Origin of the sequence: Xanthomonas sp. WHRI 8932A (genome assembly GCF_035012785.1) — a bacterium.
Classification (GTDB): domain Bacteria; phylum Pseudomonadota; class Gammaproteobacteria; order Xanthomonadales; family Xanthomonadaceae; genus Xanthomonas.
Genome location: NZ_JAYGQQ010000006.1, coordinates 330877 through 348030 on the forward strand (window position 1 = coordinate 330877; position 17154 = coordinate 348030).

Consider the following 17154-nt stretch of genomic DNA (forward strand, 5'->3'; position numbering starts at 1 on the left):
CAGCCGCGCAGTGGAGGCACTGCCGAGGCGTGCAGCGGTGAACGAGATGTGGCGAGAGGTCTTCAGCGGAGCGTGCACGGTGCGGAGGAACCTGCATGTCCAAGTGCTCCATCTGCACCGAGCATCGTGCGCGCTTGCCTGGCGGTGAGCGCAGTCGGTGGGGTGGTCGCTCTTCTTTCAGCGCATGGTGGTCGCAGCAGCGGTGTGGTGCGTGCCGCTGCTCGCAGACAGACCATTCCGATGCCCCGCACCTTGCAGAGAGCTGCTCCATGCGTCGTTCCTTTTTGATGACATTCGTGTGCCGGCATAGACGCTGGTTGCGCGCCGCGCTGCGATCCGGTGCGGCCGCCGTGTTCTGCGCGGGTACAGTCGTTGGCATGCCCGTGGGCATCGCCAAGGACATGCAGCAGCCACCGGTGGCCCTGGCCAATGCGGCGATCGGCAATCCGCGTTTTCATGGGCTGGAGCATCCGCTGCCCGACAGCGGCGTGGCCTTCGCACCTGGTGGGCAGCTGGCGCGGATCTACGCGGCCGATCGCGCGCGTGGGGCAGGGCAGGCCGCGGGCAACGATTTCTGGATCGATCGCATGCTGGTGCGCGAAGGCACCGGTGGCGGCTTCGATGACCAGAACGACTGGCTGTTTACGCGTGGGCGCGCGGCGTTTCTGGCCACGCATCACCCCGAAATTCCCGGCTTCGTCGGCCAGGTGGCGTACTGGCATACCACCGACTACGACGTGCTGTTGCGCATCCTTTCCACGCAAGGCGAGCGCGCGGTGCAGTGGATCGAGCGCTCGCAACAGCGTCGCCAGACGCCCAGCTATTTCAGTACCGTGTTCGAGGATGCCAACGCGGGCGTGCGGATGCGCCTGGTCAAGTACATCACCGAGCAGAATGTGGCGGTGGCCAGCATCGTGCTGTCCAGCCTGGACGGTGCGGCGCATACGTTGTCGGTGCAGGCGCTGTCGCCGTTGGCGCAGCATGCCGATGGCGATGCGTTGACCGGCGCCTTCGAAGCCTACAACGCGATCACGACAGTGTTTCCACGCTTGTCCGGCGATGGCTTTCGGGTGGATGGCAAACAGCTGGTGCGCGAGGTGGCGGTGCCGGCCAGCGGCGAGGCACCAGCGCTGAAACTGCAACTGGGCCTGCTCACACACGAACTGCCGCAGGCGCAGGCCGAGTACGCCCGTATCGCCGTGCAGTCGCCGCAACAGGCCTACCAGGAGCACGTTGCCAACTACAACCGCTGGTGGGTGGACAACGTGCCGTATCTGGATACGCCGGATGAGAACATCACCAAGAGCCTGTTCTACCGCTGGTGGACGCTGCGCTTCAATTTTCTCGACGCCAACGTGCCGGGCAACGATTACCAGTTTCCGGTCGCCATCGAGGGTGTGCTGGGCTACAACAACGCCATCGTGCTGACCACCGGCATGTTCCTGGACGATCTGAAATATCTGCGCGACCCGAGCTACGCGTACGGCAGCTGGCTCAGCGCAGGCGAGACCGCGGGCGGCGGCAAGTACACCGACAATCCCGGCTCGCCGGAAAACTGGTCCAACTCGTACGCGCAATACATCACCGCCGCCGCATGGCGCGCGATGCAGCTGCATGGCGGCCCGCCGGCACTGGCCGCAAAACTGGCCCGCTACGGCAGCGGCGATGTGGACGGCGTGCTGGCTGCCTACGATCTCAACCACAACGGCCTGATCGAATACGACTGGGCGGCGATGACCGGCAATGATGCCGATGCGGTGTCGTTCGACTGGGCGGCCAAGCACGGCGAAATTCGCATGGATCGCACCGAGAGCGCTTACGTCTATGCCAACGCGCAGGCAGCGGCGCAGGCGGCGCAACTGGCCGGCGACAGCGCAACCGCGCAATGCATGCAGGCCACCGCGCAACGCATTCGCAAAGCGGTGCTGGAGGTGTTGTGGCAGGACCACAGCGACAGCGCCGACTCGGTGGGCCTGCACGGCGAGCTGCTCAAACATCGCCAGGCCAAGGGACCGCGCCTGCCGGTGGACTGGAAGGAAACCAACAACTACTACCCCTTCAGCGTGGGGCTGATGCCCAAGCAGGGCGATGCCGATCACGACCCCAAATATGCGCGCGCCTTGCGCTTGTTTGCGGATGCAGCGCAATACCCGCTGTTTCCGTTCTACACCGCCAATCAGGTCGATCTGCAGGCGCGCAGCAGTGGCGCCGATGCGGGCAGCAATAATTTTTCCACCATCAACGCGACGGTTGCATTCCGCCTGCTCGGCGAGGCGCTGCGCGATTACCCCAGCCCGTTTCTGAGCGCGCAGAGCTACCGCACGCTGCTGTACTGGAACGCATGGGCGTCCTACATCGACGGCGACAGCCGCTATCCGGATCAGAACGAATTCTGGGCCAAGGGCAGCGCCAGCAATGGCGGCAAGATCGCGTACCGCTCGTGGATTCACCACACCCAGCTGGGTGCGACAAATTTCACCATGATCGAAGATGCGATGGGCCTGCGTCCGCGCAACGACGACAAGATCGAGCTGTATCCCATCGACATCGGCTGGGACCATTTTGCCGCCGACAACCTGCGCTACCGCGATCGCAATCTGAGCATTGTCTGGGACCGCGATGGGCGCCATTACGCGGGCAGTGCACCACAGGGCTACAGCGTCTATCTGGATGGCACGCTGGCGTTTCGCGTGGACCGGCTTGCGCATGTGATCTACGACCCGGCCAGCGGGCAGGTGAGTGCGGCGCCCGATGCGGTCAATCGCAACGGCATGGTGCAGGTGCTGGAGGCGCACCCGGCGCAGCTGGCGTCGATGGCGCAGGTGCCGATCGCTGCGGATGCGCGCATCGCCGAACTGCTGAGCAAGGCCGGCGTGGATGTGACGCTGCCGGCCACTGCCAACCACAACCTTGCACAAGGCGCACAGGTCACTGCCAGTTTTGCTGCGCCAGGCTTTGCCGCCGCTGCGGCGGTGGACGGCAGCACCGCGAGTACGCCGTTTTGGGGCACTACCGGCTCGCCGTCTGCCAGTGACTGGATCGCTCTGGATCTGGGCCGGCCCCGGCAAGTGGATCAGGTGGTGCTGTATTTCTATCGCAGCTCCTCGCCTGGCGGCCAGCAGCATGGCTTTGCGTCCGGCACCTATCCCGGCTATGCCGCGCCGTGGATCTACGTCGTGCAGTACCAGGATGGTGGCGGCAACTGGAAGACCGTTCCCGGGCAGGTGCGCGATGCGGCGATCGCCGTAGGCAACCGCAACCGGGTGCGCTTTCCGGCGCTGCGTACGCAGGCGCTGCGCGTGCTGGTGACCCATGCCGGCAGCGCACGCACGGGCATCAAGGAACTTCAGGTGTTCGACAGCGGCCTGGCAGCGCCTGCGTTTGCCGGCAACGCGCCGCCGCAGGTGCAAGCGTGGCAGCTGGACGATGCCGGTGCGGGTGCCGACGGCGCGGCGATGGTGAACGGCCGGGTCGGCGATGACGGCTTGCCCAACGTAGCGTTGCAGGTGCGCTGGCAGATGCTGCAAGGCCCGGAAGGGGGCGATGCGGTATTCGCCGATCCTGCCGCGCTGCAGACCGCAGTGCGCTTTACGCGCCCGGGTGCGTACACGGTGCGGTTGGCGGCCAACGACGGCGCGTTGGACGGTCATGCCGATGTGCAGCTGCTCGCGGTCGCCGCGCCGGTGCTGCAGCGCGTGCCATTGCACGAACTGGCCACGGTCAGCGCGCAACTTACCGGCGCGCAGTACCGTGTGCAGGCGCTCAACGACGGCGTCATTCCCGCGGCGGGCAGCAGGCCGAAGGGCAGCCGGCGCTGGGGCAGTTACGGCAGCGAGCAACCGGCCACGCTCTGGCTGCAGTACCAGTGGCCGCGGCCGGTGCGCCTGTCGTCCAGCACGCTCTACTTCTGGAACGACCAGCCCCGTGGCGGGGTGGCCGCACCTGCCAGCTGGACGCTGCAGGCATTGCAGGACGGCCACTGGCACGACATCGTCGCCGACGGCGGCTACCCGATTGCCACCGCTGCGATTGGCGCGGCCAGCACGGCCCGCTTTGCGCCGGTCATCACCACCGCCGTGCGTGCGGTGCTCAGCACTCAGTCCGGCGCCGACGGGCGCATGCCCATCGGCGTGGACGAATGGCAGGTGCACGCAGAGGTGCCCACGCGCGTGGAGGCAATCGATCTGCGCACCGCACCCGGCCAGCTGCCGGTGTTGCCGCAGCAGGTCGACGCTTTCTTTGCCGATGGCAGCGTTCTGCCGGTGGCGGTGCAGTGGCCGGATTTGCCGCTGCAGCGGCTGGGCAGCGAAGGTGCGGTGGAGCTGCAGGGGCTGGTGGAGGGCGTGCTTCCGATCAAGGCCACGGTCTGGGTGCGCGCCACGCCGCCAGCGCAGATCAACACCGTGCAGGCTTTGCCCGAAGTAAGTGCTGTGGTGGGGCAGGCGCCCACGCTTCCGAGCGTTGTGAGCGTGCAATACAACGACGGCTCGCGCGAGCGCTTGCCGGTGCAATGGCCGGCGCTGGCGCCCGCGCGTTACGCGCAACCTGGGCAGATCGGCCTGACCGGCACCGCGCAGGGGAGTGCGCCCACCGGGGTGGTGTCGGTTCCGCTCAGCGTGCAGATCAAGGCGGCCAGTACGCCGGCCCAGCGCCAGGGATCGACCCCATGACCGGTAGTGTCGCCCGCATCTTGGCGCTGGCCGCTGTGTTGTCGCTTGCTACGGTTGCCGCGCTGGCGGCCGACGCCGTGCCACCGCAGGGCGTGCAGCTGCATGCACCGGGCAACCCGATCCTCGCCGACGGCAGTACCTATTCGGCCGACCCGGCACCGCTGGTGGCCGATGGCAAGCTGTACATCCTGGCCGGGCGCGACACCGCGCCACCCAACCGCAACGATTTCGTCATGCCTGGTTGGCAGATGTTCGTCAGCAGCGACCCGGCCAGCGGGCAGTGGACGCATTACCGCGACCTGCTACGTCCGCAACAGGTGTTCGCCTGGGCCGACAAGCGCTATGCCTACGCCGCGCAGATCGTGCAGGGGCCCGATGGCCGCTATTATCTGTATGCGCCGGTACAGCAGCGCAAAGCGCCCAATCCGGATCCGTTCGCGATCGGCGTGGCGGTTGCCGACAGTCCGCTTGGTCCGTGGACCGATGCCCATCCACAAGGGCCGGTGGTGTCGCAGTCGGTGCCCAACCGCAACGCCATCCAGAACATCGACCCCACCGTGCTGGTCGACGACGATGGCCGCGTGTATCTGTACTGGGGCACGTTCGGCGCGCTGTTCGGGGTGGAGCTGGAGCGCGACATGGTGACCTTCAAGGGGACGCCGGTAGCGGTGGAGACGCTCGACGGTTACTTCGAAGCGCCCTGGCTGTTCAAGCGCAACGGCACCTACTACCTGGCGTATGCGGCCAACAATGCCGGCCGCGATTCGGCATGTACGCCCACGCTGTATCACGCGTGCATCGCCCATGCGAGCGCGCCGACGCCGCTGGGGCCGTGGACCTATCGCGGCATCGTGCTGCCGCCGGTCTCCTCGACCACCTCGCATCCGGGCATCGTCGCCTTCAAGGGGCAGTGGTATCTGGTCTATCACACCGCCGATGCGCAGGGCGGCGGGCATTTCCGTCGCAGCGTGGCGATCGATCGGTTGCAGTGGGACGACAGCACGCAGCCGGCCAGCATCCGCACCGTCGTCCCCACCCGGCGCCCGCAACCGGCGCTGCCGCCACAGCGCAATCAGGCGCCGTCCGCCGTTGCCACTGCGTCCAATGGGCCGCAGATTCCGCTGCAGTACTGGATGGCCGCGCTCAACGATGGTGTGGTCAAGGCCAATCCGCTGCCGCCGCAGCTATGGGGCAGCTGGACGCCAGACAATCCGCCGCAGCAATGGATTCAATACAGCTGGGCGCAGCCGGTCACGCTGGACGGTGCGCGCGTGATGTTCTGGGCCGACCATCCGGCCGGCGCGCAGATCGGTGTGGCGCCGCCAGCGCGCTGGCACCTCGAATACCGCCAGGGCGCGCAATGGCATCCGGTGCAGTCGCGCGATCGTTACGGCACCCGCACCGATCGCTACGAGGCGGTGTCGTTTGCAGCGGTCACCACGCGCTGCGTGCGTCTGGTGATGGATGCCTCCGGCGGCCCGGACAGTTATGCCGCGCTTGCCGTGCAGGAGTGGGAAGTGCTGGCACCGCAGCCGCAACGTCTGCCGGTCGCCGGTGATGCCGATAGCAGCCGCTGCGATGCGCCGTGAGCGTAATGACCCAACCACAATGAGGCTTGCAGTGCGCATGATCCCTAAGCTATTTTTCCGTTGCCCCGCGCTGCTACGGTCTGTTGCGATGTGGCCGTTGCAGTTGGCGTTGGCGGCCGCGTCCATCATGCCGGCGGCGGCATCCACGCCCGCATCTGCAGCGATGCCTACGGCCTCAGCGACCTCGAAAGCGATGCCGACATCTGCGTCCGCAGCAGCCCCCACTGCAGCGGATTACACGCGTGCGCTCGGTCTGTCGCAGCACTACGCGTCGCTGGTCGAGCACGAGCCCAGCATGCCGACGTGGGTCGATGCCGGGCACTTCCTGTATCGACGCGGCGTTGCCCGCACCGGTCAGCCGCCGGCCATCGAATACCGCATGGTGGATGCCGCCAGCGGCCGCAACACGCTGGCGTTCGACCATGCACGTCTGGCGGCGGCATTGACCAAGGCCGGTGCGGTCGCTGTGGATGCAGCGGCGCTGACGCTGCAGGCGCCCACGTTGCAGCAGGACCGTTTGGCCTTCCAGCTCGCCGGCGTCGGCTGGCAATGCACGCTGTCGCGCTATGCTTGCGTGCATCTGCACGACCGCGATGCGCCGCCGGAATCGATGGACATGCGGCTTCCGCTCGTGCAGGGCGAACGCAACGTCAAGCTGTCGCCCGATGGACGCTGGCGCGCCTGGATCGAACAGGCCAATGTGGTGATCGCGCCCGCGAGCGGCGGTGAGCGCAGCGTGCTCAGTCGCGATGGCAGTGCCGACGATTACTACGCGCTGGATAGCCTGGTGTGGTCGCCGGATTCGCAGCATCTGGCGGCGTATCGGGTCAAAGCGCCGCCGCCGCGCATCGTCTACTACATCGAATCGGCACCCGCCGACCGCGTGCAGCCCAAACTGCACCAGCAGATCTATCCCAAGCCGGGCGATGTGTTGCCGGTGATGCAGCCGGTGCTGTTCGATGTCGCCACGCGCGCGGCGCATCCGGTGGCGATGACGCTGCTGCCCAACGCCTTCACCTTGAGCGAGATGGTGTGGTGGAAGGACAGCCGCGGTTTCACCTTCGATTACAACGCACGCGGGCATCAGCTGTATCGCGTCATCGAGGTGGATGCACGCAGTGCCGCCGCGCGCACGCTGATCGAAGAAACCTCGCCCACCTTCATCGAATACTCCGAGCTCAGCGGCGAGCACGAAGACGGCGGCAAGCATGCGCGCCGCGATCTAGCCGATGGCGCGCAGATCGTGTGGGCCTCCGAGCGCGATGGCTGGGAGCATCTGTATCTCTACGATGGCCGCACCGGCGCGGTGATCCGTCAGCTCACCCACGGCGATTGGGTGGTGCGCAAGCTTGACTACATCGACGAGGCAGCGGGGCAGCTGTATTTCAGCGCCTCCGGCATGCAACCTGGCGAAGATCCGTACTACCGCCACGCGTATCGCATCGGCCTGGATGGCAGCGGGCTGACCGCGTTGACGCCGCAGCAGGCCGACCATGCCGTGCAGTATTCGCCGGATGGGACATGGTTGCTGGATCTTTACTCGCGCGTGGATCTGGGCCCGGTGCTGGAGCTGCGGCGCAGCACCGACGGCAGCGTGGCACGCACCATCGAGCGCACCGATCTGAGCCGCCTGCAGGCGGGCGGCTGGCAGGCGCCGTTGCCGTTCCATACGCCAGGGCGCGATGGCAAGACCGAAATCTGGGGCGTGATCCATCGCCCGCAACAGCTGGATCCGCAGCAGCGCTATCGCGTGGTCGAAGACATCTATGCCGGCCCGCAAGGTTCCTTCGTGCCGAAAAGCTTCACCACCCGGGTGCCGCCGCTGACCGCGCTGGGGTTTGCGGTGGCGCAGATCGATGGGATGGGCACCAATAATCGCGCGCGCGCCTTCCACGACGTGGCCTGGCGCAATCTCAAGGACGCCGGTCTGCCGGATCGCATCGCCTGGCACACCGCCGCGGCCGCGCAGTACCCGTGGTACGACATCCGCGGCGGCGTCGGCGTGTACGGCACCTCGGCCGGTGGTCAGAACGCGTTGGGCGCGTTGTTGTTCCATCCCGAGTTCTATATGGCGGGCGTGGCCAATTCCGGCTGCCACGACAACCGCATGGACAAGATCTGGTGGAACGAGCAATGGATGGGCTGGCCTGTGGGGCCGTGGTATGCCGAATCATCCAACGTGGAAAACGCCGCGCGCCTGCAAGGACATCTGCTGCTGGTCACCGGCGACATGGACATGAATGTCGATCCCGCCAGCACCTTCCAGGTGGCCGATCGGCTGATCAAGGCAGGCAAGGATTTCGACCTGCTGGTGGTGCCGGGCGGCGACCATGGTGCCGGTGGCAGTTACGGCCGCCGTCGGCTACTGGATTTTTTCGTGCGCTGGATGCAGCAGGCACCAACGCCTGAGTGGAATCGCACATCGCCCGACACAGCCGTCGCGCCGCCACCCGCGTGATTGCACGCGCATGCCGCGGTCTGCGGGATCGTGTGCATGCGTCGAGCACACCTGTTACCTCAAAGTCCGCCATTCCGGCGTGGCTTGTTGGAGAATGTCATGCAACATCGAACACGCGTCATCGCCAACGCGATTCTGGCAACCGCCTTGTCGGCAACGCTACCTGGCATCGCCGCGGCGGCGGAAACAGTGGGGTGTCAATCGCGTTCCAACGATGCGCCGTGGGGCGCCGCCCAGCCATTACGCACCTGGACGCCGAGCGGCGGTTCGGCCGCATTGAACGCGGTCGGCGCTGCCGAGGGGCCGCCCTTCCAGGCCAGGTTGGTCACTGCATTTGGCGAGGATTCGGCGGTATCGGTGCGATCGGTGGTACTGGAATATCCCGATGGTTGCCGACGGCGTTATCAGCTGCCGTCTTTCGCGGCGTCGGACCGGCAGTACGTCGCCACCGTTGCCAAGGCGCATCCTGTGCGCGTGGATCGGCGCACCTATGTCACCGCCGCCGAGCCGGACACGATCACCGCCGCGATGCTGGCGAATGGATCTGCGAAAAAATACGAAACCCAACACTTCGCCTTCTGGTACGGGGTGAAGACGGCTGGGGAGAGTTACCGCGATGTGGCCAAGCGCGGCGTCGCGTGGACGACCTTCGTCAACCAGAGCGCTGCCTGGTTCGAAAAGGTCTGGCAAATGAATGCCGATCTGCTGGGCGCACCGATGCCCTATGCCGGAGTAACGACGCCCAAACGCATCAATGTCTACCTGTGCGGCACCGGGCTGCCCTATGCGCAGGGCGGCGATCTCACCGAATGCGGCGCCAGTGCCGGGCAGGCGATCGGGGTCTCGTCGTGGGCGCTTGGATACGGTTCGCACTCGGTAGCGCATGAGTTCGTGCACACCTTGCAGTACTACAGCGGCGGTTACCGCGATCTGCAGGCCGCTGGTTGGTTCTGGGAAACCCACGCCAACTGGAGCGCGTTCCAGACCGGGCGGATGGACGATTCTGCAGTGGCGTACTACCAGTCCAATCTTGAGAACGGGCCGCTGTTTCCGGAGAGCCGCTACGGCGCGCATCCGTTGTTGATGTTTCTGGCCGAAGCCGATGCAACCCGTTCGCTGGTCTGGGACATGTGGCTGAAAAATCAGCGTAATGCCGCTGGCGATACCGTGGAAATGCCGATGCAGACCGTGGTCCGCCTTGGTCAGCAACAGGGCGTGTTTCCGCAGGGCTTTCGTTCGTTTGCCGATTTCATGGGGCGCTACGGTGCGCGGCTTGCCGCATTCGACTTCCTCAGCCAGAAGGCCTTGCTCGACATCAGCAAGGACCGCGCCGCCGCCAAGCGCTATGTGCCGTTGAAGGCATTGGCCACGCGTGGCCGGTATGCCTCCTCACCGGAGCGGCCGTTGAACATCTATGGCACCCATGTCATTCCGCTGACACCGCAGACCGGAGCAAAAACAATCAGCGTGAGCCTGCAGGGAAAGACCGCTGCCGACCAGGCGGCGTGGCGTTTTACCCTGGTCAGTGTAGATGCGCAGTCCCGCCCGACCTATGCAGCACTGGCGGCAGTGGAGGCGACGGCAAGCAGCACAGTGAGCTTGGCGCTGCCGGCGGACGCCAAACAGACTTATCTGGTCGTCACGGCCACGCCGTATCGCTACAGCATCGTGCCGACCATCGTCGAACAGTTGGCAGGCAAGAAGCCGGTGCAGTTTCCGTACGAAGTCAGCATCGCCGGCGCTACGCCGCTGTCGGGTTCGGCCAGCACCTGCTCGGCCTATACAGGAACCGATGGGCTGGATCAGAACTGGAACACCAACGGCCATCGTATTGATGAGACCGCATGCAGATGAGGCGCTGATGTTGCAGCGATAAGCGTCCCCGACGGCAGGTCCACGCTCTGGACCTGCCGTCGGCGTATGCCAACACAGCAACTGTCGCGAGCGCGCGTCAGCTGGGTGCGGGCGGCGCTGCGAAGCCGCCCTGGACGCACGCTATGCAGCACTGCGCATCGTCGTGCTGGTCTCGCGGCCCCAGACGTTGCGGTGGTTGCTCTCGATGTGCGGCAGGCGACACCAGCACGCCGAGGTGGCACAGCGCTGCCTGCACGCACACCCATGCGCATGGCAACCATGCTGTTTTCCGCATGCACGGTCGACAAATGCGACAAGACGTAGCGCCTGCGCACAGGCACATTGTGACCAGCTGATGAAACTGGAGCGCATGGGCGACTCCATGAACGAACCAACCTCCATCGGATACCACGCGTGGTTGCGCGATCGAACCTGATCGCGCGCGTTGATGGATGTCTGCGTCTGCGGTACGGCCATGGCGAAGGATTTCGTCGCGGTGCCTGTCTTCCATCTGTTCTGACCCGCACTGGCGCATACCGGTACGGGCGTGTGTTGCCCGTCGTTTAGCCACTTTTCAACTCAGGAGCCTTGCATGTCGATGTCGTCGCTGCCCATTCCTCGTCGCACCGTGACCAGGCCGCGCCCGCTGCCCAGCATGCTCGCCACCGCGTTGGTGCTGGCGCTTGCCGCAGGCACGGCGGTTCCTGCACATGCGCAACAGGCCGGCAACGGCGACGCGACGCAGACGCTGGACAGCGTGGTCGTCACCGGGTCGCGGCTACGCCGTGTGGACACCGAAACCGCAAACCCGGTGGTCACGGTGAGCCAGGAACAGATTGCCGCAACCGGCAAGGCCACAGTGGGCGACCTGCTGCAGGAACTGCCATCGATCGCCGGCAACGCCACCAACCCGTACACCAATAACGGCGGCGGCACCGGTGCCTCGGCGATTTCGCTACGCGGCCTGGGCGACAAGCGCACCTTGGTGTTGGTCAACGGTATCCGGCTTGCGTACAACGACGTCAACGCCATTCCGACCAGCATGATCGAGCGCATCGAGGTGCTCAGCGACGGTGCCTCTGCGGTATACGGTTCCGACGCCATCGGTGGCGTGGTCAACTTCATCCTGCGCACGCACTTCGACGGTGTGCAGTTCAGCAGCGACTTCGGTACCAGCAGCGAGCGCGATGGCAACCGGCGCAACTTCGCACTCACCGCCGGCAAGACCTGGGAGCGCGGCAGCCTGATCGGCGGGCTGTCGTACCACAACATCGACCCGGTCTCGGCCGGTGCGCGCGACTACTCCAAGGACGCGCTGGCACTGACCGATGGTGTGCCGGTGAAGCAGGGGTCTTCTGCCACACCCACCGGCACGGTCAACTTCAACGATGGCTCGGATCAGTCCAATCAGCTTCGGCAGGCCAATGGCTGCGCGCGGGTCACGCTCAATGGCGGCGTCAGCGGTCGCGCCGGTCCAGGCGATTTCCACTGCTATAACCCCAGCGCCGATTCCTACAACTATCAGCCGTTCAATTTGTTGCAGACCCCGCAAAAGCGCACCAATGCCTTCCTGCTAGGCACATTTCGCTTCAGCGACAGCGTGGAGGGGTACGTCAACACCTGGTTCAGTAAAACCGAATCGGCCTCGATCATCGCGCCGATTCCGATCTTCTCCAACGGCGACAACATCCTGGTGTCGTCGCAGAGTTACTACAACCCGTTCGGCGTCAACTTCGGTACCGACCGCACCACCGGTACCTCGTACAACGACCTCAATACCCGCGCCACGGTGCTGGGCAACCGCAGTTATCAATACAACACCTACAACTTTCAGATCAGCCCCGGCTTGCGTGGTCGCTTCGGCGATAGTTCCTGGCAGTGGGATGCAAACTTCAACTATGGCAAGGTCAAGCAGAAGTCGATCAATAACGGCTTTCTGGACTATGCCGCGTTCAATCAAGCCATCGGGCCGTCTTTTTTGGACAGCGACGGCGCAGTCAAATGCGGCAGCGCAGGCGCGGCGATCGCTGGCTGCACACCGCTCAATTTCTTCAACCTCAACGACAGCTCCAACCTGGCCACCTTGCAGGGCATGGTGGTCAACCCGATCGTGACCAGCGTCTACACGGTCAAACAATTCGAAGCCAATGCCAACGGCATACTATTCGACCTACCCGCCGGTGCGGCCAGCCTGGCGGCCGGGCTTTCGTATCGCAAAGAGCGCTCCACGACGGCATCCGATGTGCTGTGGACCGGCGACGAAAACGGGTTGTGCGGGGTGATCGAATACTGTTCGTCCACATTGAGCGGCAGCTTCGACGTCAAGGAAGCCTATGCCGAAGCGTTGTTCCCGCTACTCAAGGATCTGCCCGGCATCAACGCGCTCAATATCACCCTGGGTACGCGTTTTTCCGATTACAGCTCGGTGGGTAGCAAGACCAATAGCAAGGTGTCGCTGGAGTATCGCCCGATCGAGAATCTGCTGGTACGCGGCACCGTCTCGCAGGTGTTTCGTGCGCCCAACATCAACGAGCTGTATGCCGGCGTGGCAGGCGATGCGGCCACCGTCAACGACCCCTGCAACGGCTACACCGGCGGCAATACCGTGGCCTGCGCCAATGTGCCCACTGACGGCAGCTACCAGCAATCGGACGGGCAGGTGTCGGGCAAGGTGTCCGGCGCGGCAGTGGCGGGCTATCAACTCAAGCCGGAAACCGGCAAGTCGTACGATGTGGGCCTGGTTTACGACCCGCAGTGGATCGATGGCCTGTCGATCAGCGCCGACTGGTGGCGTATCGATCTGGAGGACACCATCACCACCGTCTCCGCGCAAACGGTGCTCAACCAGTGCTACGCCAACTCGGCAAGCGCGTTCTGCGCGTTGATCCATCGCAACGGCAACGGCACCATCAATTACATCGCCGAGCCCACCGTCAACCTGGGCAAGCTGTGGGCCAAGGGCATGGACTTCAATCTGACCTATCGGCTGCCATCCACGCCGTGGGGCAACCTCACCGCCGGCCTCAACGGCACCTATCTCACCCGCTACGACGTGCTGCCCGATACCACCGACCCCAGCTCGGTCACCATCCATAATGTGGGCCGCTACACCCAGGCATACGGTAACTTCCCACGCTGGCGCGCGCTGGGCACGGTGAGTTGGGCGTTGGACGACTGGAGCGCCACCTGGCGCATCCGCTATGTCGGCAACACTGCCATCGGTAACTCGGATCCGGACCAGAGCCTGTCGGCCGATTCCAGCCAGCCGACAGTGGTGCGCAACATCGGCGCCTACGTCTACAACAACCTGCAGCTCGGCTATAACGTGCAGCCCTGGCATACGCGCTTCGAAGTGGGCGTGGACAATATCGCCAACAAGCAGCCGCCGCTGTATTACTCCAATAATGTCGGCAACGCCAATACCGATGTGGCCACCTACGATCTGCTTGGCCGGTTCTACTGGGCGCGCGCGACGGTGAAATTTTGAGTGCGGCCACATCGACTGCGCTGTCTGATCGCAGTGCCGCTGCCCGGTTCGATCGGGCAGCGGCAGACCATGTGACGGAGGCGCTCTATATCGTGACTGACGGCCTGGCCTGTAACGGCCCGCGCAGTCTGCAAGTAGCGGCAGGAGCTAAGCTGACCTCATGACCGAGCCATCCAACACCGAGCGCACCACCGAGCATGCGTTGACCCTGTCGCGCCGGCGTTTTCTGGCCTGGAGCAGCCTGGCAGTGGCGGCGGGCTTTCTGCGCTTCCCTGCCGACGCCAGCGCCGCGCAGCCGGGCAGCATGCGCGCGGTGCCGCTTGCCCAGGTCCGCCTGACGCCCTCGCTGTTTCTGGATGCGCTCAATACCAATCGCCGCTATCTGATGCGGCTGCAGCCGGACCGGCTATTGCACAACTTCGTGCTGTACGCAGGCCTCGACCCCAAGGCGCCGTCCTATGGAGGTTGGGAAGCGGACACCATCGCCGGCCATACGCTCGGCCACTATCTCAGTGCGTTGGCGTTGATGCATGCGCAAACCGGTGATGCGCAATGCGCCACGCGCGCGGCGTATCTGGTTAGCGAACTGGCGCGTTGCCAGGCGCATGCAGGCGATGGCTATGTGGCCGGCTTCACCCGCAAGAACGCGGCAGGAAAGATCGAAAGCGGGCGCGCGGTGTTCGATGAGCTTAAGCGCGGCAAGATCGACCCCGCACCGTTTTATCTCAACGGCAGCTGGGCGCCGCTGTATACCTGGCACAAGCTGTTCGCCGGCCTGCTCGATGTGCATGCGCACTGCGGCAATGCACAGGCGCTGCAGGTAGCGGTGGGGCTGGGTGGTTACCTGCAAGGCATCTTCGCAGCGTTGGACGATGCGCAGCTGCAGAAAGTGTTGTCTTGCGAATTCGGCGGCCTCAACGAATCGTTCGTCGAGTTGCATGTGCAAACCGACGATGCGCAGTGGTTGGCACTGGCGCAGCGGCTGCATCATCACGCCGTGCTCGACCCACTGATCGCCCAGCGCGATGAACTGGTCCACCAGCATTCCAATACCAATATCCCCAAGCTGATCGGCCTGGCCCGCGAGTACGAGGTCACTGGCGACGCCGCCTCCGGCGCGGCGGCGCGTTTCTTCTGGCACACGGTCACCGACCACCACACCTACGTGATCGGTGGCAACGGCGACCGCGAATACTTCCAGCAGCCGGACAGCATCTCCAAGTTCCTCACCGAGCAGACCTGCGAGCACTGCGCCAGCTACAACATGCTCAAGCTCACCCGGCATCTGTATCAATGGGGGCCGCAGGCGGCGTATTTCGATTACTACGAGCGCACGCTGCTCAATCACGTGATGGCGCAGCAACACCCGCGCACCGGCATGTTCACCTACATGACACCGCTGCTGGCTGGCGAAGCGCGTGGCTGGTCCAAGCCATTCGACGATTTCTGGTGTTGCGTCGGCAGCGGCATGGAGGCGCACGCGCAGTTTGGCGACTCGATTTACTGGGAAGACGGGCAGGGCGTCTACGTCAATCTGTATGTGCCGTCCAGCGTGCGCGACGCAGCGGGCTTCGCACTGAGCTTGCGCAGCACGCTTCACGAGCAAGGCCAGGTGACGCTGCGTATCGACACCGCGCCGGCAGATGCACGCATGCTCGCCTTGCGCGTGCCCGGTTGGGCCGGTGCGCATACGCTGCAGGTCAACGGCCAGCTGCAAACACTGCAGCCAGTGGAGGGCTACCTACGCATCGAACGGCTGTGGAAGGCCGGCGACAGCGTCTCCCTGCAGCTGGAGATGCCGCTACGCCTGGAACCCACACCCGACGACCCGGCATGGGTGGCCGTCATGCGCGGCCCGCTGGTGTTGGCCGCCGATCTCGGCGATGCCGCAACACCATGGAACAACAAAACGCCCGCGCTGGTCGGTGGCGATGACGTCCTGCAACGTCTGCAGCCGCTGCCGGCCCATGGCCACTACGCCTATGCCGATGGCGCCCAGCAATGGCGTTTTTCCCCGTTCTACGCCCAGTTCGATCGCCGCAGCGCCGTCTACCTGGAACACCGCGATACCGCCGCCTGGCAACAACGCCAGGCTGAGCAGACGGCAGCGGACGCAACGCAACGCGCGCTCGACGCGCGCGCACTGGATCGTGTCGCCTTGGGTGACGACGCATCGGAACAGGCACACGCCCTCACCAGCGACAGCTCCTACGCCCTCAGCTACCGCCGCCGCGCCGGCCGCGACGCCCGCACCGGCGGCTTCATCGCATTCACCCTGCGCAACACCGCCCAGGCCCGCATCCTGCGCCTACGCTACTGGGGCGACGAAAACCGCCGCCGCTTCCGCATCCTCGCCGACGGCGAACTCATTGCCAACGAACGCCTGGACGGCAATCGCGGCCTGGACTTCATCGATGTGGATTACGCCTTGCCCACCGCAGTGGCCGGCCGCGCCACGTTGCAGATCCGTATCGAACCTGAGACTGGATACTCGGCCGGGCCTGCGTTTGGGTGTTGGGTGTTGGAGTCGGCGTGAGCGCGTACATAGCAGCGACCACGACTTCACTCTATGGTCGATGTCGTCGCCTGCAGCTGATGATAGGTGCCTCTGCCTAAGGGCGACGATGCTAAAAAACGAAATGAATACGTTCTGTAACGGGAGATAACGCTATTGCGCCCAGTCATGGTTGTGTCTGCGATTCGTTATGTAGTCCGCAACATCTGACTCCAAAGTGCTACTGGCACGACTTGATAAATTCGCAATGCTTCCGCGCAAATGATGGGAGCTTCAATGTTCCCAGCTGTTATCCAACTAAAGCCCTTCCTACTGTTTGACTTCGGCTCTTCAAGTGAGGAGACTCTGAACCTATGCATGTAGGAGATGGTGGAGGAGCTAATTGGACAGCGAAACGATTTCTTTAGCGGCGAGGATCCGTGCTGCCAGGATTGGGGCTGGAATGTCCCAGACCGAGCTGGCGCAAAAATTGGGAGTCAATAGGGCAACCGTTGGGCACTGGGAACGTAATGGATTTGCGCCCAGCCTCGATCACCTCTATGCGATGAGCGGTGTTGTGCAAGGCAGTCTAAATTGAGTTT

At 64.5% G+C, this 17154-nt stretch carries 7 protein-coding genes; all 7 read left to right on the forward strand.

Annotated elements, in window-relative coordinates; genetic code table 11:
* The first annotated feature begins 269 nt into the window (after positions 1-269).
* The 7 genes from VC212_RS12220 to VC212_RS12250 all read left to right on the forward strand — a co-directional run bounded on the left by VC212_RS12220 (position 270) and on the right by VC212_RS12250 (position 17150).
* The gene (locus tag VC212_RS12220; protein ID WP_323514850.1) at positions 270-4670 is read left to right on the forward strand and encodes an Ig-like domain-containing protein; all 4401 of its coding nucleotides are present in this window, start codon (positions 270-272) and stop codon (positions 4668-4670) included.
* Positions 4667-6259, forward strand: a complete 1593-nt coding sequence (locus tag VC212_RS12225) for a family 43 glycosylhydrolase (protein ID WP_323514849.1) — start codon at positions 4667-4669, stop codon at positions 6257-6259. Before VC212_RS12220 ends, VC212_RS12225 begins: the two co-directional genes overlap by 4 nt.
* A gap of 163 nt (positions 6260-6422) precedes the next feature.
* Positions 6423-8717 carry a DPP IV N-terminal domain-containing protein gene (locus tag VC212_RS12230; RefSeq protein ID WP_323514847.1) on the forward strand — a complete coding sequence of 765 codons (2295 nt, stop codon included), beginning with the start codon at positions 6423-6425 and terminating at the stop codon, positions 8715-8717.
* Positions 8718-8816: 99 nt separating this feature from the next.
* On the forward strand, positions 8817-10571 hold the full coding sequence (locus tag VC212_RS12235; RefSeq protein ID WP_323514846.1) for a DUF6055 domain-containing protein: 1755 nt from the start codon (positions 8817-8819) through the stop codon (positions 10569-10571).
* Between the two features lie 598 nt (positions 10572-11169).
* Positions 11170-14058: a TonB-dependent receptor gene (locus tag VC212_RS12240; protein ID WP_323514978.1), complete on the forward strand. Its 2889-nt coding sequence runs from the start codon at positions 11170-11172 to the stop codon at positions 14056-14058.
* Positions 14059-14218: 160 nt separating this feature from the next.
* Positions 14219-16594, forward strand: coding sequence for a glycoside hydrolase family 127 protein (locus VC212_RS12245; protein WP_323514845.1), 2376 nt, complete (start codon positions 14219-14221; stop codon positions 16592-16594).
* A 361-nt stretch (positions 16595-16955) separates the two neighbouring features.
* Positions 16956-17150, forward strand: a complete 195-nt coding sequence (locus VC212_RS12250) for a helix-turn-helix domain-containing protein (protein ID WP_323514844.1) — start codon at positions 16956-16958, stop codon at positions 17148-17150.
* Positions 17151-17154: the final 4 nt, after the last annotated feature.

Coding starts and splice junctions, on each gene's coding strand:
- VC212_RS12220 (WP_323514850.1), top strand. CDS start 270: ATGCGTCGTTCCTTTTTGATGACATTCGTGTGCCGGCATAGACGCTGG.
- VC212_RS12235 (WP_323514846.1), top strand. CDS start 8,817: ATGCAACATCGAACACGCGTCATCGCCAACGCGATTCTGGCAACCGCC.
- VC212_RS12230 (WP_323514847.1), top strand. CDS start 6,423: ATGCCTACGGCCTCAGCGACCTCGAAAGCGATGCCGACATCTGCGTCC.
- VC212_RS12240 (WP_323514978.1), top strand. CDS start 11,170: ATGTCGTCGCTGCCCATTCCTCGTCGCACCGTGACCAGGCCGCGCCCG.
- VC212_RS12225 (WP_323514849.1), top strand. CDS start 4,667: ATGACCGGTAGTGTCGCCCGCATCTTGGCGCTGGCCGCTGTGTTGTCG.
- VC212_RS12245 (WP_323514845.1), top strand. CDS start 14,219: ATGACCGAGCCATCCAACACCGAGCGCACCACCGAGCATGCGTTGACC.